This is a genomic window from Tenacibaculum sp. Bg11-29 (genome assembly GCF_002836595.1).
GTDB lineage: Bacteria > Bacteroidota > Bacteroidia > Flavobacteriales > Flavobacteriaceae > Polaribacter.
Map to the genome: position 1 here is coordinate 4,492,682 of NZ_PJBB01000003.1, position 25,280 is coordinate 4,517,961.

Genomic DNA, 25,280 nt, shown 5'->3' on the forward strand with positions numbered 1-25,280 from the left:
CCATTACAACACACACTAACAACAACAAAAAAGCCTTTAAATTAATTTAAAGGCTTTTTTGTTTTTTCTATTTATTTACTATGATAGCTTTAAATAAACAAACACAACATAAGCTACCAATAACACAATCCCGTCTTTCCAATTTAATCTTAGTTTTCTAGGAAAAAATACAAGTGGTAATACTGCAAATGATATTCCTAACATCCAATAAATATCGTTATTCACTAAACTTAACGCATTTTCCTTTAACTCTATCGGCGTTATCATTGCTGTAATTCCTAAAACAGCTAAAATATTAAACACGTTAGACCCAATTAAGTTTCCTAATGATATCGCTTTTTCTTTTTTCATTACCGCTATTATAGAGGCTGCTAATTCCGGCACACTTGTTCCTACTGAAACTACTGTAACTCCAATAATAGCATCACTTACACCTAAATTCTCTGCTAAAGCTACAGCTCCTTTTATTAATAGTTCTGAACCTCCCCACAAAGCAACTCCTCCTATCACTAAAAACAATACCACTTTATACAAAGCCAACTCTTCATCATCTTCAGGCATTTCATCAACAACGGCTGTTTTTTGAAACTTTAGTAAATAAACTAAAAATACAACTAACATTGTAAATAAAATAATCCCTTCGTATTGCTGAATCGTATTATCAAAAGCTATAAAAAAATACAACAAACCAGAGGCAAGCATCATTACCGGCCAATCTGTTTTATAAAAACTTTTTTCTACATCAATTGTTGATAAAAGTACCGTAATTCCCAATACCAGTCCTAAATTTGCAATGTTAGAACCAACTACATTACCTACTGCTAAACCTGTTGCTCCGTTTAATGCCGACTTAATACTTACTATTAATTCAGGCGCTGAGGTAGCAAAAGAAACCACTGTCATACCAATTACAACTTTAGGTATATTTAATCTTAAAGATAGGCCTACTGCTGCTTTTAACAACCAGTTACCTCCAAGAACCAATAACAATAATCCTACTACTATATATACAATATTCATTTAGTATCTTTTTTTTGCGAAGATAAGATTTTGATACGAAAATAAGTACTCAATAAAAACTCAAAACACAGCCAGCTTGAGTTCTATTAATTTTCCTTTCTAGCATCAACAAAAAAATCAAACAACAAAAAAACACCTCATTATTAAACACATTTTCCTTTAGTTTATAAAAAATAAATAAAAAACACCTTTAAACAATTATAGTCTCAAACAACAATAACAAATATACATTACATAAACAAACTCAAAAGAAGCAAATAATGTTTCAATATAAAACAAAAAACACATTTTACACTATTAATTTAAACACAAACAAATTAATTCGCTTTCTAATTTTTGGAAGTATGATTCTCTTTCCTATATATTGATAAAACAATTCCGGAATCAACTATAATTTACTAATTAAAAACATTCAAACCTATGATAAACATCATCTTTAAACTTCTTATTTTTGCGGCAAAAACCGCAGTAATTATTGCACAACTATTATATTAATCATTTTAAAAAAAACAATTACTATGCTAACATTTATCGGAGTACTATTAATCATTATAGGACTAACTACAATCGTATTAAGTTCAATTTTTAAAAACAACAAAATTTTAAACTGGTTTAGTTTAAAAAGAAGTATTCAATTTACAATACTTGGAGCGCTTTTAAGCATTATTACGGGGATGTTCTTTTACGCTGATGCAGGTACCGCTTACGCTGTACAATATGTATCTGGTGGTGATAAAATGATTACAACTCAAGGTTTAAAACTTAAATGGTGGGGACGTATCATTCCATTATCATACGAAACATCTATAAAAGATATTATAGTTAACGATGAAAGTGAATTACCGAAAAGCGATAGAGGTATTTACAATAGAAAGGCTCAAAAATGGGAATTTAGTGACGCTATTAAAGCTGAAATAAGCACCTCTGTAATTGTAGGTGTAAATATTAATGATGAAGAAGTTTTCTTAAATATGGCAGACAGAAACAGAAGTGAATCTAAATTAATTTACGGAAGAGTTTTACCTAATATAGATGCTGCTATAAAAAACACTTGTAAATTAATGGATGCTCAAGACTATATATCTGGACAAGCGTCTGATTTTGACAGGTATTTTAGAGACCAATTAGAAAACGGAATGTATCAAGTAGAACAATATTACGAGGCTGAAAACAGTAATGAAGTAGTAGGTGATACCACTACTATTCGAAAAATAAAGATTGGAAAATCTAGCAAGCAGAAAAAATTTAGAATAAAAAGAGGTGGAAATGGTACTATTGTTAGAGACAACTCTAACTCTTTAAAACAATATGGTTTAAAAATTTACCAGGCGCAAGTAACTGGTATCGATTGGGAAGCTTCTTTTGACGAGCGTTTAGATTTACAAAAAAACGAGGTTGCGCAAACTCAATTAGAAAAACAACAAGCAGAACGAGAATACTATAGAGCTAAAAAGGAAGTTGCAAAGGGAGAATCTGAAAAAGCAAAAGAAAGAGCTCGATTAGAAAAAATTCAAATTCAACAAACCATAGAAGCTGAAACCGAAGCCAAAGTAGCGGGGTTCAACTTAATAAAAGAGAAAAAACAATTTGAAGTAGAACAATACAAAGCGAAAAGTAAAAAAGTAGCAGCAGATGCAATGTATTACGAGAACTCTAAATTAGTGAGTGCTGGTTTAACTCCACAAGAAAAAGCTGAATGGGAATACAAAACAGCTGTGGGTGTAGCTGAACAAATAAAAAGCTTACGTTTACCATCTACCTATATTGAAGGAAGCAAGAATGGAAATGGCGGAAATTTATTACAATCATTAATTGGCGCAGATCTTGCTAAAAAGATGATGGAAAGTAAAAAGTAAAATTATTTTAGTTACTAATGAGTGAGGTGATACTTTTTCACTTCACTCTAAGTAACAAATTATTTTTCAGTATTTTTGATATACAATCAAACCTATAATGAAAAAACAACTTTTCAAACTTTTAGCAAAACTAAACAAAACACTACTACCCTCTTTTACTCAAAAAGAGTTAGACATCTCAAAAGCATCCAAATTTCAATTAGCAATTATTGGTTGGCGTGCTTTTATCACAATAAATTCATTAGACTAAAAACATACAATTATGAAAGAACACATAAAAATACATACGGGAACTACAATTTTAACAAATAGGCTTGCTTTTTTACTTGACGAAGCAAAAATAGCAACTTTAATTAAAGACAGTAAAGAATCTGGCAGATTGGCTGGTTTTGGATCTACAGGCGCTTCTTGTGAATTATTTATCTATAATTCTGATTTAGAGAATGCTAAAAAAATAATTGAAGATTTCAAAAAAGAATTAAACGAGTAATAGAAAATAAAAACAAAAAAAATGTTTTTTTATTTCCTAGAACCAAAAATAGTCTCTATATTTGCACTCGCAAAAACGGCCTCGTGGCGCAACTGAATAGCGCACTTGATTACGGCTCAAGAGGTTGCTGGTTTGAATCCAGCCGAGGTCACAATTTAATGATTACACAAAGCTCAACGCTTTTAGATTAAAATCTAAAACGTTGAGTTTTTGTCATTTACAAAAGTTTGTAAAAGAAAAACTACGGCAATGCAAGTACATACAAATCAACTATACGACCCACAAAACTACCCAACAAAAATGAGTGGGAAGTTGACACATAAAATCATCATAAAAAAAGACTATGTGCGCACAGATGGAACGTGTGCGCTGTATATTCAGTTATTTTTAGATGGGAAAAGAAAAAGACTTCCACTAAATATTTTTGTAGCTCCTAAAATGTGGAATGAGAAAAAACAGATTTTAAAAGGAAGTTCTGATTTAACAAAAGACTATAATTTAGTTATAGGTAAAAAATTAGCGGGTATAAACCGCATAGCTGTTAGCTATAGACTTGCTGGAATATATTTAACGTTTGAAAAACTAATAGAAGATTTAACCGACCCATCTTCTAAGGTAGATTTTATAAAGTTTTGCGAAAAAGAACTAGAAAAACAAAAGGAAGTACTCGCTAAAGGAACATACAGGCAGCAACTCTCTACTATTACCAAAATAAAAAAATTCAAAGATCAAATTCTTTTCCAAGATATAAATGAGGACCTTATTAACGAGTTAATCATCTATTGTAAGAAAAATCTAAAAAATAAAAACACAACAATTCAAACAACACTAAAAAACTTTAAAAAGTTTTTACACATTGCTAATAAAAAAGGAATTAGAACAGAATTAAAGTTTGATGATATTACAATTAAATCATTTAAAGGAGATAGAACTTTTCTAACATCTGAAGAAATAAAAACTTTATATGAATATAGAGAATCTAAGTTTATATCGGAGTCTCGAAAAAACATAGTAGATCGCTTTTTGTTTTCTTGTTTTACAGGATTGAGAATATCTGATATTCGAAACTTATCTAACGATAATTTTATTGGAGATTTCATTGCTTTTAAATCAGAAAAGACTGGCAAATTTCAAAAGATTAAATTAAATGAATCTGCTAAGAAATTTATTAATGAAAGCAATGAGTTTAACGGAGATTACACAAATGAGCATATTAATAGAGAATTAAAATCTATAGTTTCTTCTTGCGGAATAAAAAAACGTGTTACTTTTCATGTTGCTCGACATAGTTTTGCTACAAATTATCTAATAAAAGGCGGAGGAATACAAAATTTACAAAAAGTATTAGGACATTCTAATATTAGAGAAACAATGATATACGTACATATTGTGGATAGTATCATTAATGAAGAAATCAACAACATGGACGATATTATTAATTAAACACTTAACGAATATGTTTTTCATTTTTCCTGTACTCTTTGTTCTCACGAACCAAAAAAACACATAAACAACTGATAATCAATAATAAAAACAGAGTACAAGCGTGAGTATAATACAAATTATGTAGTTAAATTTTATACTAATGGGGTTAGGGGTTTTGTTCTCAGTGGAGAAAAGCGCCTCACCTCCTATCAAATATTAAATAGAATAAATGCGGTTCGACAGCGGAATTGTACTCTAAAAAACCTATTGTTTTTTTAGAAACAAAAAAAAACAACACTTGTTAGGTGTTGATATGTGGTAAGTCTTTTTTATATAAAATATGATATCAAATACTTTTATCTATTTGCTCAATTTCAGTATACGAAATGCTCCTTGAATTACTAACACAAAAACGATTATACCAATAATTAAATCAGGTTTATTTGAATTTAAATAATGCACTAAAATTCCTGCTATAATTACTCCTAAATTGATAATTATATCATTTGAAGTAAAAATCATACTAGCTTTCATATGTGCCTCTTCTTTACTTTTTGATTTTTGCAAAATGTAAAGACAAAACCCATTTGCAATAAGTGCCAAAATAGAAACGATAATCATTGTCGAAAAATCTGGAAGCTTTTCAACTCCGAAAAACCTTCTTAAAACTTCCGAAAAACCAATAATAGCAAGTGTTATTTGAAAATACCCAGCAAGTTTGGCAATTCTTTTTTTCTTTATTATAGTTCCGCCCACCGCAAATAAACTAATTCCATAAACAAAACTATCAGCAAGCATATCTAAACTGTCAGCAACAAGCCCCATTGATTTTGAGATAATCCCTGTCGTCATTTCGATAAAGAAAAAGGCGAAATTTATTATAAGTATAGACCAAAGTAACTTTTTTTGGTTGACATTCTCTTTAAATTCCGTTTGGTCGGTTTGCTCAGTACATATATTTCTCCCTCCTAATTTCAATTCAAAAATCGCCTTTTCGATTTTGTTAATTTCTCCTCTATGAAAAATAATCAATTTTCGATTTGGAATATCAAACTCCAAATTCGCAATACTAGAAATTCCATCCAACTTCATTCGGATTAAATTTTCTTCTGATGGACAATCCATTTTGGTAATTTCAAATATTGTTTTATTCATTCAATTTCCTTGTTTTACATTAATTACAAGTTTCTTTACATCCCTATATAAAGGTGTAAAGTAATGTGTTTATAAATATATGAAATATCCAAAAACATATTTCATATTACTTACCACAATTATGTCAATGAACTTTTCAGTTTTTAGAACCTGAAAACCTACAGTTTGATTAATATATATTTTACGGTTTTACCTTACTTTTTCTACGGTTTATTATTCACTATTCTGTTTAATTCGATTTAATTTAGCAGCCCTTAAGAGACGTCTTAAGTTCTTTTTCATAGCAATTCCCCACCTCTCAAAGAAGTGGGTTTTTTTTGTTATAATTTCTACTGTTTTTATGTTGTTTTTATATATTTACTGTTCCAAATTGTTATAATGTTTATTGGTAGATTTTTATTAGAGTTATTTATTTTCTTTGTGCCTTTTTTAATTTTTTCATATTTATATAATTCATTCTTTGATGTAAAAAAAAACAGAAAATTACATTCTTCCATAAAAGTTGTAGTTTATTTATTCATTTACTTTTTTTATTTAAAGAATAGCTTAGAGCAAGTTTTGAATTTCATATTATAAATACCTACAGTTTGAATGTTTACTAATGCTCTTTTTTACAAATTCAAAAGATGGTAATCAATTTTAGTTAATTCAATTTGTACTTTTGTTGCATGAATATTACAGAGCTTGATTATATATGCAAAAAAAGAAGTAGAGAGGTTTTTGAAGCTGCTAAAGACTCTGTTCTTAACCATCCTTTTGTTGATACACCAATTAACCAGGGTATAATTAATGATTGCATTGAATTTGAGATTAAACAAAAACTAGGGGCTAAAATTATTAAAGATTTTAGCGTAAAAAACAACTTAAACAACCCTATTCATTTAGAGACAATTAATAAAAAAACAGCTTTTTATATTTCTATGGTCACCAATACTTTTACCGCTTTTATAAATAAGCATATTGCTAAAAATATAAAATAAATTAGTTTGTTGCAGTTTTGTTGCAACAAAAGCTAATTATTGTTGCAGCACGCTTACAACACTACAACACTACAACACCAATAAACACAGTACTTTTAAAAACTATTATAGAAAATTAAACACCCTGTTGCAACAGGCAACAACAAAATTGCAACAAAACTGCAACAGAATTTAAAGTTGTTGCAACAAAAATCCCACTCAAAAACTGAGTGGGATTTTTATCATAAAAAGTAAATATTGTAGTTGTATTTATAAATCTATAACGATTTCTTTTTCTTCTTCACCAAAATACTCTTTGTATTTCTTAGGATTTACTTTTCTTAGGCCTTCTTCCCAAACAACATACTCACCTACTCCATAACGTCCTTGGTTATGGCAACTTGTGGTTCTTTTGTTGCAACAAAATTGATTTTTTGTTGCAACGGTATTGTTTTTTGTTGCAACAGTGTTGTTGCTCTTGTTTGTTGAACCGCTGAATCTACTGCATTCACTGGATTTGTAGTCGTAATCTCTTTTATTTCATTCTGTTGCAACGTTGCAACAGATGTTGCAACAACTGTTGCGGTTTTTGTTGGTAAAGTAAGTGTTACTTCTTTTATGGGTGATAAATCAACTTCAATTTCAGGTGCGCTCATTGCTGCAACTTCTTTTCTTATAGTTGCTTTCTTTTTTGTTGTTCCTGGTGTTTTATTAGTTGCAGTTTTTAATAAGTTATGTAAATACTTAGGAACTCCATTTTCATCACGTTGTAAAATATAATCGGTGGCTTTTTGTGCTTGTGAACTTGCTCTAAACAATAATTTATTATCATCTTTTAGGTGTTTTAAAGCATTTTTACAATTCTTTATGCATCTGACTCTTAAAATCAATATCAAGGCAAATATGAACACTTACAAAATAGGAGTGTTAGGATGCGCTTTCTAAATTCCATCAATTTCAGCTACAAACTTTTTAAATTCTCTTGGCGTTATTGTTTTTAGTCGTTTAGCTTCTTCTAAAGTTATGTTTCTAGATTCAGAAATTATTCTATTAATAGTATCACGAAAAAAGCGACCAGATAGCTTCCAGTAATGATTTGCTAATTCTTTTTTTGTTCCCATTAAATGCGGGTGGTTTATTTGAGACTCCATAATTATTTGTTGTAGTTAGGTTTGTTGCATTATTGTTGCAACACTGTTTATTTTTTGTTGCTTGCTCTAATTCACCTTATCACAAACTCTTACTAACACTACGTTTTACACCCGTTAAAAGCATTTATACACTGTTGCAACAAAAAGTGAATTTCGTTGCAACAGTATTTATTTTTTTTATTGGTTACGTCTGTATTTATTTTTATATTTGGTTATGTCGGGGTCTCATTTCGACATTTCTTTTTCATAGCAATTTCCCACCTCTCAATGATGTGGGTTTTTTATTTTATAGCTTATCAAAGGTTAAGTAATATGTTGTTTTTTACATACGCTAACATTTCATCAATGACACCTACTGATAGATAATATATTTTATTCTTTATTTTACTACTGTTTGTTTATCGTTATATTATAACCATTCATCTATACTTTTATTCAATTAACCTAATTTCCATAAATTTTAATCTCCTCATAAGCTATCTTTATTGTACTATTTAAAGTTTGAATCATATAATTCCCCTTGATTATTTGAATTAATTATAAGTTTTCCCATTAAGACTTATAATTAATTCTTTTAACTGCTGTTATTTTATAATCCGTTTACTTAAATTTTGGTATAAAAAAATCAACACTTGCTAGGTGTTGATATGTGGTAAGTAATATTTTATTGGCTAACATCTCATATATAAAAAGTAGCGCTAAAAATAAGCGATAACTTTTCGGGTTAACACAATTCGAACTATTGTTAAGTTCCCCAAATTCCTATTTTATTATTTTCTGGGTCATTGAAGAAAGCAAAGTTTCCTTCGTTGTCTTTCATAGTTTGTAGTGGAATTATTCCATTTGATTTTAGATTTCCCAAATAACCATTAAAATCATCTACGTGAAATGTTATAGAAATATTACTATTTCCTTTATTATCTTTTGCAGGAATAATTCCAATATGTAAACTTACACTTCCCCCTGTAAAACCTCCATAATATCCACCTTCATATTCCATTTCGATAGTTAATCCGAATTTATTTGAATACCAATCAGCTAAAGATTTTGGATTTCTTGCCTCAATTTGGATTCCACCAACATAGTCAATTTTTGGTGATTTTAATTCGTCTATATTTTTCATTTATTTAAAATTTAAATCAATATTATTCACGCTTTCCGTTCCGTTCACTTTTTTTAGCTTGCTGTCAACTTGTTTATATAAATACTTTATTCCGTATATACATACCAACTGAGAGGGATATGAAAAATAAAGGTGTTTTATAATTTAAAATTACAACTTTTTTTACTTACCACAATTATGTCAATGAACTTTTCAGTTTTTAGGTTCTGAAAATCTACAGATTTAATGCTTTGAAATATTTGTTTGTATTGAGGTTATTTGTTTCTGACTACCTCTAATTAAAGATTTATTAATATTGGAATTCTTCAGTATATTATTGATTTTTTTATTTTCATATTCGATATCAGTTGTATTTTGTTCAATACCTAACCAAGCTCTTAAAAATTTTCTTAATTGCGTTTTATTGAGTAGCGGAATAGCTACAGGTTTAATCTTATTCTAATTGTTTTGTACATTTGTTTTAAAAATTTGACTATGTATATTGAATGGGAGTTTTTCATATCTCCAATCTTTGGGGCTTTATTTGCTTTAGTATCCTCATTAATCTCAGCAGCTTTAATTAAAGACGAATATGGATCTAGCTTTAAAGTTCTCTTTAAAACTAGATTTAAAGAACATGGTACTATTATTGTTCTTATTACCTCAATACTAACAGCCATAAATAAACTATCTTCTTAACCCACAATTAAATAGCTTTACATCTAAGACACGAGTGCACTCTCTTATATATTTCGTTATCTAAAGCTTCTTTCATAGAACCGTGTTCTTTTTCAGTTACACCTTCAAAGATTCCTCCATTACCATCTGTTGCTTTAAATTTATATTTTCTCATGGTTTGCGTTTTTGCGTTAATTATTGCGTTTTGGTTCGTAGCGGAATAACTACAGTATTATTGATTCAATTTTATTATTAATTGAGGTTAAAATGACAATTGTTCCAATACCCCAAATTATTGTTGCTATAAAAAAACCAAGTACAAATGCTTTTTCTTTATTATCCATCTAATTACAGATTGTTTGAGTCTATTAATTCTTTTATTCTTATCTCTTCAGTCAAAGATTCAGGTTTTATTAAAATCCATCCACTTTCTTTTAAAGCTCCTAAAAGATCATCTTCAGAATAATCAGTAACACAAGTTGGTTTCATTTCATCTTCTTTAATCATATCTAAATGATACTCTGCATACTCTTCGATATCACTTGAATGAATATTTTCTAATAAAAATTCATCAAAATCTCCTTCGCAAGAAATTCTTTCATAGACTACTCCTTCTACTTTTACAGATTTTATCATAATTTCTACTGTTTTTCGCTTTTAAGCGATAGTTTAATGCCATTTATCTAATATTAAACGACTTAACTTTATTCTTAAACTATCTTTACTGTATAGTTTAAATTTGAGTTAATTATATCGAAAAGAAGTTATCCGGGGGGACTGCTTCTTTTCTCTTTTACTACACTTATTTTAATATTCGTTTACTTAAATTTTGGCATAAAAAAATCAACACTGGTTAGGTGTTGATATGTGGTAAGTAATATATTTTTTAACGTGTTTGTGCATGATTTGTTTGCGTGAATTTAGCGAATAAATAATTGAAAATCACAAGCCTTAGAAGTCCACGAGGTTTTTCCGAAGGAAAAACTTATTAAGCAATTAATTATGCACGGTGTTGGCAATAGTAATTTCTTTTTCTATTAATGTTACAATATCAATTGGATTATTACTAAACATTATTTTCCAATTTGGATTTTTCATTTTACTAAATACTAGAAATAATGCTAACCCTTCATCTTGTGACCACCATTTACTATCTCTTCTTGCTGCTTCTATAGCAATATCTATCGGATAATTACCGCCTTGAGGATGTGTAAGCCAAGAAACAATCAGATATTGTCCAATTCCCTCCATACTTAAAAAAACATTATCCATTTCTACCAATATTTTATTTTCAGGCATTAAATATTTCTTCTGTCTTTCTTTTAATAAATCTATTCCTTGTTTTGTTAAACTATATAACTCTTCTTTTGTATTGGAGTTATAAGCAGAATAGAATAAATTAACTTCTTTGTTATATTTTTTTATATAAAGGCTATCGTTTATGAAATAATCTTGTATAATGTCATCACTTACTTCATACTTAAAAGTATGTTTTTCATCAAATTCGGTTATTTTTGAACCTATTCCATTCATTTGTCGAGTATGAGAAAATTCGTGAAGAAAAACACCCGTTAATAATTTATCAAGACTTACTTGATTACTTTCAATTCCCGTACTCTTCCAAAAGATAGGTGCTGCCATTACAAAAAAAGCGTCAACATTTTTTTGCTCTGATGGAGCAGCAAATGTCATTAACTGGATTGGTATACGTTGTCCATTCGGAATAGTAAGAGTGTCATTATGTAATTGTCTTTTCCAAGGTAGTTTTTCTCCAAATAATTTAGGGCCATTAAATGATTTACCAATAGGAGCCGAAATACTAGATGTAGTATAAACGTATTTTTCATCATAAAAAAACATTTCTGGCGGTGTTGTTTTAGGAAGCTCTAAAACTTCTTTTGACATTAGTTCCCAAGCCGAAAACCATTTTTCTAACCAATCTAGTTCAACATTCTCATTATTTAACTCCTTTTGTGACTTTGTTTCATTTTTACAAGAAATTATAAATGTTGAAATTAAAATTATAAATATTATTTTTCTCATTATTTTTTATTATTGCCAACGTCTCGCTATGGTTAGTGAGGGAATTAAAAGTAGTGAACTTTCGATTAAGCACTTAGCCAAAACTTTTTATTTTGTTTTATATTTTTTGTTCTAAAGCCAAATCAAAAGATTTGGCGGACTTTGTTAAATGCCTATAAACTTTGGGTTAAGCAACAAAACCCGTATTAATTATAGCTTTTGTTTGCAACATTTTTTTATTTTTCGTAAAATTCTTTTAAAATAATATTTTTGCCTTTGGTCAACTTTTTTAATTCTTTTATGAGATAATAACGGTGCATAAACCCATTAGTGACGACAATTCTTTTTCCTTTGTTTAATTCAGCCATTCTCATGATGTTTTTAGCCATAGTTTGATTTCTTAAATCCCAAAATTCATTAGCTAATTGATATCCATCACGATAACTGATTTTTTGCCCATTTGGTTTAGTATGAAAACGGTTTGCAAACTCATCTCTCGTATTTGTTATTTTTGTCAACATCTTATACTGATAATATTGTCTTTCTGCACAAATACTATCAGTTGTAGGATTATTAAAATTTTCAGGGGATTTAAAAGCTTGTACTTTTAGTGGTTCTATAAGAGCTTGCCATTTATTAAAAATATTAGCTTCTGAAGCAGATAATAAATTGACTTTATTTAAACTGTCTAGAAGTTTTGTGGTTAATCCATCAGTAGGACGTGAACCAATATTTATTCTGTGTTGAATTCTACCTTCAAAACCATAGGGTCTTAATTTGGTCATAGGGTATTTTTCAGAATATTTTGTAGACGCCATAGTTTCATTACTTTTTAAGGCTTTTTTTAACTTAAAATCAGTGGTGAAAAATGAGGAATCTCCTTCTAGTAGTATTAAATCTGGCTTTATGTCCTCTAGTATATCAAAGAGAATTTCTGAATTAAAGTTGGGTTCTGGTTTATGTAGAGTTCCAATAAGAATTATTTCAGTTATCTTTTCTTTTTTACAAGATAGGAATGTTATTAAAGTCAGTAATATTAGTATTGTTTTATTCATTTTTTTTAATTGTTGCCAACGGTTTGTATAAGAATAGTAAGGGATTAAAATGCACTTACTATTCGGTTTAGCTCTTAGCCAAATTTACAATTTTACCGTTATTTTTCTTTTAACCTTCAAATTGTAAATTTGGCGGACTTTGTTAATCTGTACCAACTTTGGGTTTGGTACTTAACCCTTATTATTTTTATATTTTGTTGGCAACTGTTTTTTTATTCATTTTTCTCATCCAATACGTTATTATAAATCCACCAATAATTCCAGGAATAAACCAACCGTAAAAACTAGGAAAAAATTCATTTACTACTACGAATGCCGTAGCCGCTGAAATATATCCACCTATCATTTTTCCTAAATGTAATTTCAACCATCCTTTTCTCAATCGTTCAGGTTTTTCAAATAATATTAAATCTCTAACAGAAAATATTATTCCAATAATAGCAAAGGCAACAAGAATAATGTTTATACTTTTTGTCAATACAATAGGTAATAGAATCATTAAAATTCCAGTTAAAATCATAATTTTCGAAATCCATTTGTCAATTCTCAAATTCGGTTTTTCTATTTTGAAATTAAGAGCTCTTTTTCCAGTCAAAACAAAATATAAGCTAAAAATTCCTACAGCGAATAAAAAAGGACTTACGTGTTTTGGCAAAACAGCAACTACCATAGCAATTATTCCAGATAGCATCATTGTATAGAAAAAAAGCAGTCCAGATTTTTTATGGATTGTTTTTCCTTTTTTTGCAAGCATTGAAATGAAACCCGTTAATAGAGAAATCCCTCCAAAAACCGCGTGAATATAAATTAAAATTTGAATCGTTTTTTCCATTTTTTTGAGTTCAGTTTAACGATTCAAAATTCAGTTAATAAATATTATTATTACAATTTTAATTTCCGAATTGTTGTTTTTACACGATGAATTGGTCAAATAGTTGCCAACGTTTTTGTATAAAGATAGTGCGGTTTTGTGCAAGGCTAATTTTCCGTAGGAAAATCAGACTTAGCAAAATTGCACTAATTATTGATTAAGGACTAAACTACGCATTATTTTTATACGGTGTTGTACACAGTTTTTTATTTTAAAATGACCCATCCATTTTCTGTTTTTTCATAGTGATACAAGTTATCTAATCCAGTTCCGCAGGTTAGAAATGGTCGATAATTATAATCTCTAATAACTGCAATTTTCGTTTTAGTATTATAAATAGGGAAGGAAACATTATGAACAAACTTTCCGTTAAATCTTGTGTCCCATAAAGCTTCTAAATCTATAGAGTCATTTTTTTTAAAGAAAGTATTGTATTCATTCCATTCTATTAGGATTATGTCTTTTATTTTATTCTTTTTCCAATATTTAGAAATGAAAATCGGGTAAAAATCTGGGTGTTCACAGAAATTCAAAACCTTATCAGGTCTTATAAAAGTATGTTCAAATTCGGGTTTTTTCAACTGTCGATTATTCCAAAATATTATTGAGTCTCCTTCATATTTTTTCAGTTGTTCGATAAAGTGAGTGTTAATTATTTCATACGCATCTTGCTCTGTAAATTCAGGCATTACTTTTTTAGCTTTTTGTTTACAGCTAAATAGTAGAATTAAAATCGATATAATTGTTAGTTTTCTCAAATTGTGTACAACGTTGTTGTATATGGTTTGTTGCGTATTTTAAGCACCTAATTTAGCAAATAAAAACCTAATAGAAAGTCTGCAAGGACTTTCGTAAGTAGGCTAGAACTAGCAATAAATTATATACGGTGTTGTGATGCGTATTTTTATTAATTTAAATTTCATCTTCAATAAGTTCAATTTCTTCTGGTATATATGGCATTGGTGGGATTTTTGAATATTCAAGTCTTATCATTTCATTTAGCCAAATATTTATATCTGTTTTGTTAGTGATTTGTTCGTATGCTTGAGTCAGTTTGTTTAAGGTTTTGAGCAGTTTTTTAGTTTCAAAATTGTCATAAGAAACGTAAATCAACAATTTTTCAGGACTATCACACAAACTTGGATTTTTGCCATTGTTTTCTAGATCTCTTTTTAATACACTTTTCAAACTATCTAAAGGATAGAAGTTTTTATCAAATTTATTAATTGTATCGTTATGAATTTCAATAACATTCTTTTGTTTAATTAAAATACAACCAAAATTTTTCCAACATGGGTTTTGAAAATAAATAGTCTTTAATCCTTTGTCGGTTTGTAAAGTAATTTTTGGAACGCTATCATTACAAGCAATTTTTTCAGTTCGTTCGAGTAAGTCATTCCAGTTTTTAAATCCCTTAAGATTCAATTCTACACTTAAACTATCGTTATCTTTTCTCCATTTTCCATATTCTTTCTGAATAAGTTGTTTTTCTTTTTTTTCAGAGTTTTGACATCCGATTATTGTCAAAATCAGTATAATCAGAAGCGATATTTTAACGTCTATTCTCATTTTTTTATATGCATCACAACTTGTTTATATAAGTACCTTTAGTACTTATATACAAACCAAATGGAGGTATATGCGTACTAAAGGTGCTTAAAATTACATCTTTTTTTACTTACCACAATTATGTCAATGAACTTTTCAGTTTTTAGGACCTAAAAACCTACTATTTATTTATGTATTTAATCACTTAAAGTTATGCTACTAGTTCAGTTACAAATTCAGTTACATTATTTTCAACAGTCTTTAATGATTCTGCAATTATCTTTTTTTGTTCTTTTATTTCCTCTTCCATTTCTTTTATTTTTCTTTTTAGATTTTTTTTACGCTGCCTGTCTTCATGCTTTTGTTGCTTACTTAACTGAACATATTCATTTCTACCAATCATCAACCCCTTTAAAATATCTAAACAATTTATAGCATGGGCATTTTTAAAATAAGAATCATTTTCTTCCATAACTAACGAAGATTGTATCATAGAAATTAAACTTTCCTGATATATTGGTAAGAGAGAAAGTTCTTCGTTAAACATTACTTTAAGATTTGAATTATTGTTCAATCCTAATTTTTTTTCATTCGGGGTATAATTCATTTTTTGCGTTTTATTGCGTAGCGGAATAGCTACAGTTTGTAAATTTTTAGATTTTTTTTCTGAAACTGTGACAGTTTATTTTCTTTCGCATACTCTTCAATAATATCTACGATACTATTTCCTAATGCTTCTGATTTACCAAGCAAAAGCCAATATTGTGCATCTTTTTTTTCATCAAGTTTTGATTTATCATTTCCAAGTTGTTCAATTTCTAGATCAAACTTTTTAATTAAATTATCTATTTCCATATCTAGTGTTTGATTGCTATTATATTTCTACCAGAGTCTATTGATATTTTGAATTCTTCTTTTTTAGGGTTTCCCATTTCTATCGAAAAAATCTCTAATTCTAAAAGGTTTTTAAAACAGAATTTTTGTCCAGGTGTAACTTTTTCTATATTCATTTGTAGCTTAGTTTTTAGTGTTAAAACGTATCATAATAACCCTATTTTATTTTTTAGTTATTTGATTTTGTTTCTTATAGTTTGTTTCTGCAATCATTGCAAATCAAAGAGGTAACTTCCCATTCGGCAAAACCATCTATTACAATTATTGACTTCCTTTTATGTTTACACTCCATTAATCGACTCTTCAAGTATTTTAATTTGTTTTTGATAAAATGAAATAAGGGTTTCTCTCTCTTTTTTGTGGCTATCATAACTTTTAGAGTTTTCTAAAGCGGTTAAATTCGCCTTATATTTATTTAATTTTGTTTGTGTATTCTCTTTACACATCTTGGTTGTTTCTCTCATAAATAGCAGTGTATAATTCGTTTATTTTCTTATAAATATTATCAGGAGTGTATTGCTCGGTACCTAATGTTTCGTTTCCGTTTTTACTTTGAATAATTTTTAAAACAGAACCATTTGAAACCACAGGAAAAGGGGAGAATTTCACACCATTATCCCAACACCACCGCATTGCTCTAAAATTCAAGATCATCTGTATCTATGTTTTGAGTTATTGCGTTTTCTTGCTGTTCTTGTTGCGTTTCCTTTCTTTCAATATAAAAATGCTCCTTCTTAACACGTTTTTGACTAGTCAGATCAACTTCGTTAATCATTATCCTACCTTGTGAATCTCTTAATCGTTTAGGGTTAAAAATGTAATCTTCCATTTTACAATACATTTCAACCGCCTTTTTAAATTTACCAACTCCTATTGCCGATTTTTTACCAACGGTAGACTCATAGTTTAAATAAAGCTCGCTTCTTAAAAGATTTGTATTGAATCTACTATCGTCAGAAAAGTATTCTGTTGCCCACTCCATACAATTATCACCTATTTGTGCTTTTAAATTATTAAGCTTAATGTTATCCATTGGCGCAATAAATTCATTGCGAACATTGGCTAAATACAGTTGACAACATTGCATTAAAAAATTATAAAATTTATTGTATTGTTCGTCGCTCCAATCTTGAAAAAAAGAGTACCCGAAATCATCAGAAACTTTACGTTCGTTGTTAAAATTATCAGTATGCGCATGGTAATAATCGCTAAATGAAACAAAAAATAATCTTCGTAAATCGGAACCTCTATTTTTATTTAAACCGTAATTAAAAGTTCCTACAAACTTTGGAGAATCGGCGAATGATAAAGAATATCCTTGCTTACCTTTTGGATTTATATTTGTTTCTCCTGTAATTTTATTGTAAAAGAAATCGAAAGCACCGCCTTTTTTTCCATCCTCAATATTTATTACATCATGTTCCTTTTGCAAACCACCTAACAAGTGTTTGTTTGACGAAATATCATCATCCTTACCATCAACTGTAAAAATATTTAGAAGCTCTTTTAAACCACGAATTCCTAAACTTTTTCCTGTACCTCCATTTGCTTCATCATCACTACCTTTAATTGCATCATCCATTATGTAAACAAACTTTGCAAAATCTTCTCGTTTGTATCGGTGTATTAAATATCCGAAGGCGAAACATTTATTAAAAAAATGCTGTTCCTGCGTTATTTGTTCTTCTTCTGTTAGATTTTTACCATTAAGTGTAAATAAATGGTCTTTTCTGTATTTTTCTTGCTCCTGAACGGTATCAAAAGGCTCTTCAAGTTCTTTCCGCCAATGCACACGACTACCATTAATTAAATACGCCATAAAATCGCACGAAGTATCTTCTATTTTTACTCGATTACGACCAGAACTATCTTTATAATAGTTAAAGTAGTTTTTTTGTACTACAAAGTTTTTATTAACCACTTTATGCGACCACACATACCTATTAGAGGTGTTTTGAGCGCTAAAAGAAACAGCATCTTTTGTTATGTTAACAATTCCGTTATTAAAATAGAATAGTTGATTATCTGCACTGCAATTCTTAAAATTAATCGAAACACCATCTATATTTTTTAACTCGTTTACCGAAAATGCTCTTGATTTCTTTATTAAGTTGATCTTATCTAAACACGCTCCTTTGTCTTTTAAATACTCAATGCAAAACTTTCGTATTTCGGTAGTTTCGGGAACAGAAACTTTATAATCTTCAATTCTTACAACAAAAGACGTATCCTCATTGTTTTTATCTTGAATATTTAAATCTTGTTTATAGGTGTAAAAATTATTTGTATTTAAAAAATAATGAAGATTTGCTAAGTTAATTTTTAGAATACTTTTATCATTATAATCAATAAAATTACATTTTAACGCAATACGTAGTAAATTTTCGAAGCTGCGTTTTATTGCGTTTCTGTTTGCGTTTGTATAATACTTTAACCAATCTCTAAAATCTTTGCCGTTTTGCCCCATTTTAGAAGCTGGCAACCATATTGTTTTTAAATTCCAATATTTGTTGGCTAACGCAAAAGCATATTTTTTACCCGCATTATCTAAATCTGGGAGGTTGTAAAAATTAATACAAAGTTTACTTAATCTACTGTATTGCTCGTAGGTTAATTGTTGCCCTTCACTATTTAACCAAATAGGGTAGTAATCATCTGAAATTGAAGCAAGGTTTAAACCATCTGAACCACCACTACAAATAATAATATTCTTTACTTGTAATTCTTTTATTTCGCTTAAAATATCTTTTTTAGAAGTACTATTATAGGTCCTCGTTAAATCATCATACAGCGATATAATTTCCTTTTCATCAACTTGCTTTAAAATTCTATCTAAACCGTGTATATATTCGTTGTCTTTTTTACCTAAATAACCGTGTTTAAAATTAACCGTTTTACCTTCTTTGTTCTTATGTTTAAATTCTGCAGGCTTGTAAGTTTTTGCCCATTTTTTTAAATCGTTAGAATAGGCGAAAATCGGATAGTTATCATTACTTGAAGTAGTCATTAACTTACCATCTTTCTTTGTTATTTTTTGGTAAGATGCTACTTCGTAAAAATTAAATTCTTTAGCAATTATCGGATTAACAAAACGACCTATCGATTCTAAACTATCATATTTCTTTGTAGTTATATTAAAATATGTGTTTGCTAAATTATCTTTATTGTGTTTAAAATCAATATTAGCAGCGTATGAAACTGAAACACCGTTAACATTAAATTCTGCATATAATTTTTTTAAAACTTCTAAAAAAGGTAAGCCTGTTTTATAAATAACAGCACTTACAGCATCGTAGGTTTTATCACCAAAATCTACCACTAACCATTTATCATCTTTTTTAAATAATGAAGCACTTGCAGACTTCTCGTTGGCACGAAATTTGAACTTATTACTACCTGAAGTTTCGCAACCAACACAATCGGGAAAGTGTTTGTGTAAAATATCTAAACCACCGCTTGTTGCGTTGTAAAGATCAGATGTATTGTATTTAAAGTTCATAATAAAAAAGAGAGTTTAAAAAGAAATTAAGCTTTAGTTACCAAGTCGGTTACAGGCTTATTTAAAAGTTCAGAAATACTTTCGAGAACCGACAATAAGGTTAGGTACTCGTGGTTTTCTTTTACTTGTCTTTTTAAAGTGCTATATTTAATACCCGTGTTAACAGATATTATAGCAATAGCATTGCTGCTATTATTAAGTTTACATAGCACCTCTTTTTTTAATATGTATTTGTGCGTTATATTTGTTTCAGACATTTGAGATATATTTTTGTGTTACAAATCTGTTAGAGTGATTTACAATACAAGTATAGTGACTATTTTCACTAATAAACAAATAATAGGTGATTATTTTGACCAATATAAAAGAAAGAGTACTACAAATAACTGATTTAAAAGGCATTAGTAAAGAGAAATTCTTTAATGACTTAGGAGTTTCTTACGCCAATTTCAAAGGAAAAGCCAAAGAAAAAGCACTGAGTTCAGATGTTTTAGCGAATATAATCGCTAAATACCCTGAAATATCATCTTATTGGTTGTTAACTGGAGAAGGAGAAGCGTTGTTAAGTAAAAAAAAGCATATTACTCAAGAGAAGTCTATTTTAGAAGTAAGAATAAACAACCAGGATAGAGAAATAGATAGGTTAAATAATATTATTGATATTATAATTACTAAACTAGAGTTAGAAAAAGAAATGCGATTGTTAGCTCCGAAAGAAAAGGGGTAGGTGATTTGAGTTTTTTGCAAAAAAAATCAACACTTATAAATAACTATTATTATTTATTATATTTACTCATGTTTAAATGGTACTACATACCTTTCTTGATTGTTTTCTGGCTTTTTGGGCTTTGGTTTAACGATTATGTTAGGAAAAATAAAAACCTTTTTTAAAGCTATATTTTGTTTATCCAAATTAAATAGAAAAGCAATTGGCCCCTTAAACAAAACTAAAAATTTATTTTAGAACCACTTTCTAAAAAGGTAACCGATAGTTAATGTAATAATTGATCCAATTATCATGTAAATAATTTTTTCAAAATGTTTACTGTTAAAAAAAAAAATCGTCTTATATTCAATAGAAATATACCATTCAGCTTTTTCTACTTTAAAATTATCTGTTCTATCTTTTGTATTATTTATAACTTGTAAAGCTTCTTTTTCATCTTTATAAATGTAGTCAAAAGTATCACTATCAAAATATATTCTTTTAATAAGGATTTGTTTATTTTTCTTTCTACGTTTCATTTTTTTTTAGAGAATTATTTGTAATAGTTGCCAATCTACTTCCAAATAGTTTGAGTAAATGTATTATTTATAATAAAATATACCTCATAACATTAAATAATTTGATTCATCATACTTTCACTATTTAGCCTAACTATATTTAATGTTTTTTTTCTTAATCAATTTTTATTTAAATTATAACTTAATAATAATTTTCCAATTGCGATTTACACTCTCAATTAATTCATTAATTTTTTTATTTATTAAAGTTCTTAAATTATTTATTACCTCTTCTTTTAATTCTAAATGATTTTTTAAATAAATTTCTTCACTAAAATCATCTAATAATTTTTTTTTGATAATATTAAATTCATTAATTAGGTTAACCTTTAAAATATCATCAAATTCTTTAGTTTTATTAAGTTCATAAAAACTGTCTCCTGTTCTATAGAAATCAGGTAAGTTTTCATTTAAGTAAGCATTCATTTTAATATTTAAAGTTTTAGCAAGGTTATTCATTTTAGGATATTTTATTAATATTAATGTCTCGGCTATGGTTAGTAAGGAAATTAAAAGTAATAAATTCCCGATTAAGCACTTAGCCAAAACTTTTTATTTTGTTTTATCTTTTTTGCTCTAAAGCCAAATCAAAAGATTTGGCAGACTTTGTAAATATGTACAGACCTTTCGACTTAGCAATTATTGGCTATGTTTTATACACCGTGTTATTGTAAGTAATTTTTAATATACGTCTCCTGGATTTGCTGGATTTAAAAAATATATTAATAGAAATACAGCAACCCAACCTACAGATCTAATTTTTAATCCTTTTTGTAAAGTCCAATCAGTTTCTACATTCCCTTCTATTAATGAAGAGCCAACTGCTGAAATAGATAAAGCAATTAAAGCTTTTAATATAATTAATTGAATTCCGTTAAAAGGTTTACCTAAATAAATTTCTCCTAAGAATATCAACGCTATAATTAACAATAAGAAAGGTATTCCGATAAATAACTGTAGTCTTAAATATTTTCCTTTCACCTTTTTAAATTTTTGATTAAATCCATTTATAGGAATATTCCTTTTGGTGAATTCATTTTTAATTTTTTCTTTATTTGTTTTTATTGAAAATGTGTTTACCATTTTCTGTATCGTAATGTAACTGTTTTTACTTGTAGTAAAGTCAGTCAAATTATGTTTATTAATAATATTTTTTAATATGTCGTGTATTTTTAATGAAGTTTCAATGAAATTTTCGACTGTAGCCAAGTAATCATTTTTTATGTCTTCATTTCTGAAAAAGTCATTTTTTTGATGAGCTTTACCAACCGATTCATTTATCGAATTTATTATCGAGATATGTTTTGTTAATAAGTCAGACACCAAACTTTGAACATCTGAATCAGTTTTGTTTTCATTAGAATATTCTTTCAAAAAAGTTACTAAAGAATCATCTAATTCTTTTTTTGAATTCAATATTTCCTTAGTAGAATAATCAGCCATTTACTTATTAATTGCAGCAACGATTTGGTCTATTATATAATTAGTATCCGTAAAGTCAACCGATTCTTTAATGTAAGTACTTACTGAATCAATTATCTCTTTGACTGACTCTCTATCCGCAAGACTTAGGTTTGATAGCTTATCAGCTAATTTTTGATTTTCAGCATCAGTTAACAAAAGTTCAATTCCTTTTTCTTTAGCTATTTGATTTAATAATTTTTTAATTTCTAATTCTTTCATATTATTTGGTTTAATTACTTACAACAACGGGATATATGTACTGATACATATATTTCCATTGTATTTTTTACCAAATCTAAATAATTTTTAATTAACTTAAAGCGATGAAACACTTTAAATTTTAACAGCTACTCTTATTACTCGCTTTCTAACTTAGTGGATACCAATTATAATATTCGGTTAGCCATACTTACCACATTTAGGACAATGAAATTTTTATCGCTTTATATAGATAGGATGACTACAGTTAATTTATTCTAAGCGTCTGAATATAATAATCTGCTGTAAATTTTATAAATTGAGTTTCAGATTTAAGAATTGCTGTAACATCTTTAAATGAGATTTTTTTCTTCTTTATTTCTTCCATTTCAGGCTGAAACTTTTTCAAATAATAGTAATTCACACATATAAACAATGCACAAATCGCATTGCGAGCATTTTCTAAATTTGCTTCTTTAAAATAAGTGTTTCTTTCATGCTTTACCTTATTGTGCATCTTCCACCATTTAGGAGTTTCGTCACCTTCCCAAATTTTAAGTGGCTGAACATTGAAGAAGTGAAAACCAACACTTACTTTTTCATTAATTACATCTGTCAGATTATCACGAATTATCTCTCTGTAATCATTAATATTTTTAGGTTTTAACGAAGGGTCTATTAAAAAACAAATATCTTTAAAAATTACATCCAGCTCAGAACAGGCTGATAACAATATTCTGGTCAATTCAATCGAATAAGTTTTTAGGTTTTCGTCAGAGAAATCAATAAAACGTGATATTTGCTTAAAGTCAGATTCTAAAGCACAGTAATATTCCCAATATTGCATTGAGAATTCTTTTTCTTGTTTATTATTATCTGTCATTTTTTATTGTGGCTAACGTCCGGCTAGTGCGGGAATAAATATAACTGAGTTTCCGATTAAGCACTTAGTCAAAACTTTTGTATTTTGTTTTATTTTTTCATTTTTAAAGCCAAATCAAAAGATTTGGCGGACTTTATAAATATACACTAAACTTTAGATTAAGTACCTAAACCCGTATTAATTATAGCTTTTGTTAGGCTTGGTTTTAAACTCCGACATAATGAAAATTTATAGATTTAAGTTTTATTATAGCACCAGTTAGACAATAGAGGAACTTTCGCTTAGATATATATAAATCTAAAAATGATCCATCTTTTTTTCTGATTCTAATATCACCAATGTGCATTAATAATTGATATTTATTGAAAACTCTCTTTAATAAAGGTGCATTTTGTATAGTCTCTAAATTGTCAAAAGGAATATAATCATAGTCTTCAATTTCATTGATATGAATTTTTGTGATAGTAGATTTATCAATTATATAAAAACTCTGAGTTGTGACAAGTATTTTTTTATACTTGTCAAGTTTAATTAGGAAAGCCTCTATATCGTTCTCAGGAATTGTATATACATAGTTACTTAAATCATAAGCTGATTTATCAAAAAAGTGAATTTCTTTTTTATTACGATAGTTCTCGAGTTTCTTTAGTAAGTAATCCCGTAAAACTTCTTTTTTCTTTATCTGCTTATTCTTCAATGTATAATTTTAATTAAGCCTAATGTCTCGGCTATGAGTAGTTGCGTGGTTTAGTGCTTAACTTGCAATTACTTATAGCCATTGTTGGCAAAAGTTTTTATTCCATTTAATAAGCCTTCCCAATAGCAATACTCTCCTCTTCCAGATATGTAATTTCCTTTATTGTCAATTACTACAAAACCTCCACAAGGGTAATGAATAGGGAAAAACGTGCTTTCAATTAAATTATTAATATCAGGCTGCCAATCCATTTCATTTCCAAAACCTCTTAATCCACGGTTTGTCTTATAAATGAAAAGTTGTTTTAAATTTTCTACCTTTTCAAATTTGTTACGATATTGGTTGTGTTTTGTTTTGAAATTTAATTTATATCCATTAGTGCTACAATTATCTTTTCCTGGATAATAGTTTATAAGGAATAAGTTTTTTTCGCTAAACTCTTCACTTTTATTGTTATAAAATATGTTTTTTATAGAAAAAAGAATTTTTAATTCGATTCTCCCTTTTTTGCTTCTAGATACTTTTACATTTAAGTAAGAAGAGTCCGATTTAATTCTTAGATTATAATAAAGAGACTCTGAGTATTTTTTGTTAAATTCTGCTTTCGATATATGGTCAAAATTATCATTTACGTAAAGTTCTTTTTTCTGTCCAAATGATAGAAGACTATAAAAAGATACCATTAATAAAGTTATAATTATTTTCATTGTTCAATTTTTTGCCAACAACAGGGTATATATATATATGTACTGGTACATATATATCCATTACATTTTTTTACCAAATCTAAATAATTTTTAATTAACTTTAAGCGTAACTGCACATTAACTTTTTACAAGGTGTAAAATATTAATTAAGATGAAAAATAGAATCTCTAAAAACTTCTTTAGTATTTATTTGGTTGTCTAGCAGTTTATCTAATTTATTGTTGAGAGCTACAAAATGAAAATATTTGGTTGTTTTACTTAAATTGTTGTTGTTTTTAATTCTTGCAATTTCTTTTTTTACTTCTTCTAGCTTATTATTCAT

At 28.3% G+C, this 25,280-nt stretch carries 34 protein-coding genes and 1 tRNA gene; 8 read left to right on the plus strand and 27 right to left on the minus strand.

The genetic code is table 11. The annotated features are described in order from the left end of the window. Window positions 1–78: 78 nt before the first annotated feature. Window positions 79–1,020: a calcium/sodium antiporter gene (locus tag CXF68_RS20185; RefSeq protein ID WP_101047169.1), complete on the minus strand. Its 942-nt coding sequence runs from the start codon at window positions 1,018–1,020 to the stop codon at window positions 79–81. A gap of 518 nt (window positions 1,021–1,538) precedes the next feature. On the opposite strand from CXF68_RS20185, the gene CXF68_RS20190 reads away from it, so the two are divergent. The 5 genes from CXF68_RS20190 to CXF68_RS20210 all read left to right on the plus strand — a co-directional run bounded on the left by CXF68_RS20190 (window position 1,539) and on the right by CXF68_RS20210 (window position 4,809). Further along, window positions 1,539–2,876, plus strand: coding sequence for an SPFH domain-containing protein (locus CXF68_RS20190; RefSeq protein WP_101047171.1), 1,338 nt, complete (start codon window positions 1,539–1,541; stop codon window positions 2,874–2,876). Window positions 2,877–2,973: 97 nt separating this feature from the next. Continuing rightward, window positions 2,974–3,126 carry a hypothetical protein gene (locus tag CXF68_RS20195; protein WP_028887580.1) on the plus strand — a complete coding sequence of 51 codons (153 nt, stop codon included), beginning with the start codon at window positions 2,974–2,976 and terminating at the stop codon, window positions 3,124–3,126. 12 nt (window positions 3,127–3,138) lie between these two features. Further along, entirely contained in the window at window positions 3,139–3,366 is a 228-nt protein-coding gene (locus CXF68_RS20200; RefSeq protein ID WP_101047175.1) for a putative signal transducing protein, read from the plus strand. 77 nt (window positions 3,367–3,443) lie between these two features. After that, window positions 3,444–3,517, plus strand: a tRNA-Arg gene (locus tag CXF68_RS20205). Between the two features lie 59 nt (window positions 3,518–3,576). Next, a complete protein-coding gene (locus CXF68_RS20210; RefSeq protein ID WP_157822023.1) occupies window positions 3,577–4,809 on the plus strand; it encodes a site-specific integrase in 1,233 nt (410 codons plus the stop codon). A 342-nt stretch (window positions 4,810–5,151) separates the two neighbouring features. Here CXF68_RS20210 and CXF68_RS20215 read toward each other — a convergent pair whose 3' ends face one another. Then, the gene (locus CXF68_RS20215) at window positions 5,152–5,946 is read right to left on the minus strand and encodes a cation transporter (RefSeq protein WP_101047179.1); all 795 of its coding nucleotides are present in this window, start codon (window positions 5,944–5,946) and stop codon (window positions 5,152–5,154) included. 668 nt (window positions 5,947–6,614) lie between these two features. Here CXF68_RS20215 and CXF68_RS20220 point away from each other — a divergent pair. Further along, window positions 6,615–6,926, plus strand: a complete 312-nt coding sequence (locus CXF68_RS20220) for a hypothetical protein (protein ID WP_101047181.1) — start codon at window positions 6,615–6,617, stop codon at window positions 6,924–6,926. 350 nt (window positions 6,927–7,276) lie between these two features. Here CXF68_RS20220 and CXF68_RS20225 read toward each other — a convergent pair whose 3' ends face one another. The 3 genes from CXF68_RS20225 to CXF68_RS20235 form a co-directional block, all read right to left on the minus strand. Then, window positions 7,277–7,795, minus strand: coding sequence for a hypothetical protein (locus CXF68_RS20225; RefSeq protein ID WP_101047183.1), 519 nt, complete (start codon window positions 7,793–7,795; stop codon window positions 7,277–7,279). A 51-nt stretch (window positions 7,796–7,846) separates the two neighbouring features. Then, window positions 7,847–8,056 carry a hypothetical protein gene (locus CXF68_RS20230; protein ID WP_157822024.1) on the minus strand — a complete coding sequence of 70 codons (210 nt, stop codon included), beginning with the start codon at window positions 8,054–8,056 and terminating at the stop codon, window positions 7,847–7,849. Between the two features lie 745 nt (window positions 8,057–8,801). Continuing rightward, window positions 8,802–9,179 carry a VOC family protein gene (locus CXF68_RS20235; RefSeq protein WP_101047187.1) on the minus strand — a complete coding sequence of 126 codons (378 nt, stop codon included), beginning with the start codon at window positions 9,177–9,179 and terminating at the stop codon, window positions 8,802–8,804. A 474-nt stretch (window positions 9,180–9,653) separates the two neighbouring features. Here CXF68_RS20235 and CXF68_RS20240 point away from each other — a divergent pair, with 474 nt between their 5' ends. Next, on the plus strand, window positions 9,654–9,857 hold the full coding sequence (locus tag CXF68_RS20240) for a hypothetical protein (protein WP_101047190.1): 204 nt from the start codon (window positions 9,654–9,656) through the stop codon (window positions 9,855–9,857). A gap of 7 nt (window positions 9,858–9,864) precedes the next feature. Here CXF68_RS20240 and CXF68_RS20760 read toward each other — a convergent pair whose 3' ends face one another. The 14 genes from CXF68_RS20760 to CXF68_RS20295 form a co-directional block, all read right to left on the minus strand. Next, a complete protein-coding gene (locus tag CXF68_RS20760; RefSeq protein WP_157822025.1) occupies window positions 9,865–10,011 on the minus strand; it encodes a hypothetical protein in 147 nt (48 codons plus the stop codon). Between the two features lie 173 nt (window positions 10,012–10,184). Beyond that, window positions 10,185–10,472, minus strand: a complete 288-nt coding sequence (locus CXF68_RS20245; protein ID WP_101047192.1) for a hypothetical protein — start codon at window positions 10,470–10,472, stop codon at window positions 10,185–10,187. Between the two features lie 360 nt (window positions 10,473–10,832). After that, complete coding sequence (locus CXF68_RS20250; RefSeq protein ID WP_101047195.1) at window positions 10,833–11,879, minus strand: hypothetical protein; 1,047 nt, start codon at window positions 11,877–11,879, stop codon at window positions 10,833–10,835. 215 nt (window positions 11,880–12,094) lie between these two features. Next, window positions 12,095–12,913: a hypothetical protein gene (locus tag CXF68_RS20255; protein WP_101047197.1), complete on the minus strand. Its 819-nt coding sequence runs from the start codon at window positions 12,911–12,913 to the stop codon at window positions 12,095–12,097. A gap of 187 nt (window positions 12,914–13,100) precedes the next feature. Next, window positions 13,101–13,745 carry a DUF2306 domain-containing protein gene (locus tag CXF68_RS20260; protein ID WP_101047200.1) on the minus strand — a complete coding sequence of 215 codons (645 nt, stop codon included), beginning with the start codon at window positions 13,743–13,745 and terminating at the stop codon, window positions 13,101–13,103. A 245-nt stretch (window positions 13,746–13,990) separates the two neighbouring features. Continuing rightward, window positions 13,991–14,473, minus strand: a complete 483-nt coding sequence (locus CXF68_RS20265) for a hypothetical protein (RefSeq protein ID WP_101047202.1) — start codon at window positions 14,471–14,473, stop codon at window positions 13,991–13,993. A 223-nt stretch (window positions 14,474–14,696) separates the two neighbouring features. Beyond that, window positions 14,697–15,353: a hypothetical protein gene (locus CXF68_RS20270; protein WP_198553867.1), complete on the minus strand. Its 657-nt coding sequence runs from the start codon at window positions 15,351–15,353 to the stop codon at window positions 14,697–14,699. Between the two features lie 190 nt (window positions 15,354–15,543). Continuing rightward, complete coding sequence (locus tag CXF68_RS20275) at window positions 15,544–15,939, minus strand: hypothetical protein (protein ID WP_101046445.1); 396 nt, start codon at window positions 15,937–15,939, stop codon at window positions 15,544–15,546. Between the two features lie 29 nt (window positions 15,940–15,968). Then, on the minus strand, window positions 15,969–16,187 hold the full coding sequence (locus CXF68_RS20280; RefSeq protein WP_101047204.1) for a hypothetical protein: 219 nt from the start codon (window positions 16,185–16,187) through the stop codon (window positions 15,969–15,971). A 2-nt stretch (window positions 16,188–16,189) separates the two neighbouring features. Continuing rightward, window positions 16,190–16,342 carry a hypothetical protein gene (locus tag CXF68_RS20765; protein WP_157822026.1) on the minus strand — a complete coding sequence of 51 codons (153 nt, stop codon included), beginning with the start codon at window positions 16,340–16,342 and terminating at the stop codon, window positions 16,190–16,192. Between the two features lie 165 nt (window positions 16,343–16,507). Beyond that, on the minus strand, window positions 16,508–16,690 hold the full coding sequence (locus CXF68_RS20770; protein WP_157822027.1) for a hypothetical protein: 183 nt from the start codon (window positions 16,688–16,690) through the stop codon (window positions 16,508–16,510). Then, window positions 16,665–16,880, minus strand: a complete 216-nt coding sequence (locus tag CXF68_RS20285) for a hypothetical protein (protein ID WP_101047206.1) — start codon at window positions 16,878–16,880, stop codon at window positions 16,665–16,667. The genes CXF68_RS20770 and CXF68_RS20285 overlap by 26 nt, the downstream gene beginning before the upstream one ends. Beyond that, complete coding sequence (locus CXF68_RS20290) at window positions 16,864–19,725, minus strand: hypothetical protein (protein WP_101047208.1); 2,862 nt, start codon at window positions 19,723–19,725, stop codon at window positions 16,864–16,866. Before CXF68_RS20290 ends, CXF68_RS20285 begins: the two co-directional genes overlap by 17 nt. 26 nt (window positions 19,726–19,751) lie before the next feature. Next, on the minus strand, window positions 19,752–19,982 hold the full coding sequence (locus tag CXF68_RS20295; RefSeq protein ID WP_101047211.1) for a hypothetical protein: 231 nt from the start codon (window positions 19,980–19,982) through the stop codon (window positions 19,752–19,754). 95 nt (window positions 19,983–20,077) lie between these two features. Here CXF68_RS20295 and CXF68_RS20300 point away from each other — a divergent pair, with 95 nt between their 5' ends. Continuing rightward, window positions 20,078–20,452, plus strand: coding sequence for a hypothetical protein (locus CXF68_RS20300; protein WP_101047213.1), 375 nt, complete (start codon window positions 20,078–20,080; stop codon window positions 20,450–20,452). A 233-nt stretch (window positions 20,453–20,685) separates the two neighbouring features. On the opposite strand, the gene CXF68_RS20305 is transcribed toward CXF68_RS20300, so the two are convergent. From CXF68_RS20305 to CXF68_RS20340, 8 genes are all read right to left on the minus strand, one after another. After that, window positions 20,686–20,970 carry a hypothetical protein gene (locus CXF68_RS20305; protein ID WP_101047215.1) on the minus strand — a complete coding sequence of 95 codons (285 nt, stop codon included), beginning with the start codon at window positions 20,968–20,970 and terminating at the stop codon, window positions 20,686–20,688. Between the two features lie 174 nt (window positions 20,971–21,144). Further along, window positions 21,145–21,468 (minus strand): hypothetical protein, encoded by a 324-nt coding sequence (locus CXF68_RS20310; RefSeq protein ID WP_101047217.1) that lies wholly within the window; start codon window positions 21,466–21,468, stop codon window positions 21,145–21,147. Window positions 21,469–21,690: 222 nt separating this feature from the next. Next, entirely contained in the window at window positions 21,691–22,452 is a 762-nt protein-coding gene (locus CXF68_RS20315) for a hypothetical protein (protein ID WP_101047219.1), read from the minus strand. Next, the gene (locus tag CXF68_RS20320) at window positions 22,453–22,692 is read right to left on the minus strand and encodes a hypothetical protein (protein ID WP_101047222.1); all 240 of its coding nucleotides are present in this window, start codon (window positions 22,690–22,692) and stop codon (window positions 22,453–22,455) included. It lies immediately after the preceding gene. A 247-nt stretch (window positions 22,693–22,939) separates the two neighbouring features. After that, window positions 22,940–23,554 carry a hypothetical protein gene (locus tag CXF68_RS20325; RefSeq protein WP_101047224.1) on the minus strand — a complete coding sequence of 205 codons (615 nt, stop codon included), beginning with the start codon at window positions 23,552–23,554 and terminating at the stop codon, window positions 22,940–22,942. 205 nt (window positions 23,555–23,759) lie between these two features. Continuing rightward, complete coding sequence (locus tag CXF68_RS20330) at window positions 23,760–24,251, minus strand: hypothetical protein (RefSeq protein ID WP_101047226.1); 492 nt, start codon at window positions 24,249–24,251, stop codon at window positions 23,760–23,762. Between the two features lie 68 nt (window positions 24,252–24,319). Further along, window positions 24,320–24,958 (minus strand): hypothetical protein, encoded by a 639-nt coding sequence (locus CXF68_RS20335; protein WP_101047228.1) that lies wholly within the window; start codon window positions 24,956–24,958, stop codon window positions 24,320–24,322. Between the two features lie 142 nt (window positions 24,959–25,100). After that, complete coding sequence (locus tag CXF68_RS20340) at window positions 25,101–25,280, minus strand: hypothetical protein (RefSeq protein ID WP_101047230.1); 180 nt, start codon at window positions 25,278–25,280, stop codon at window positions 25,101–25,103.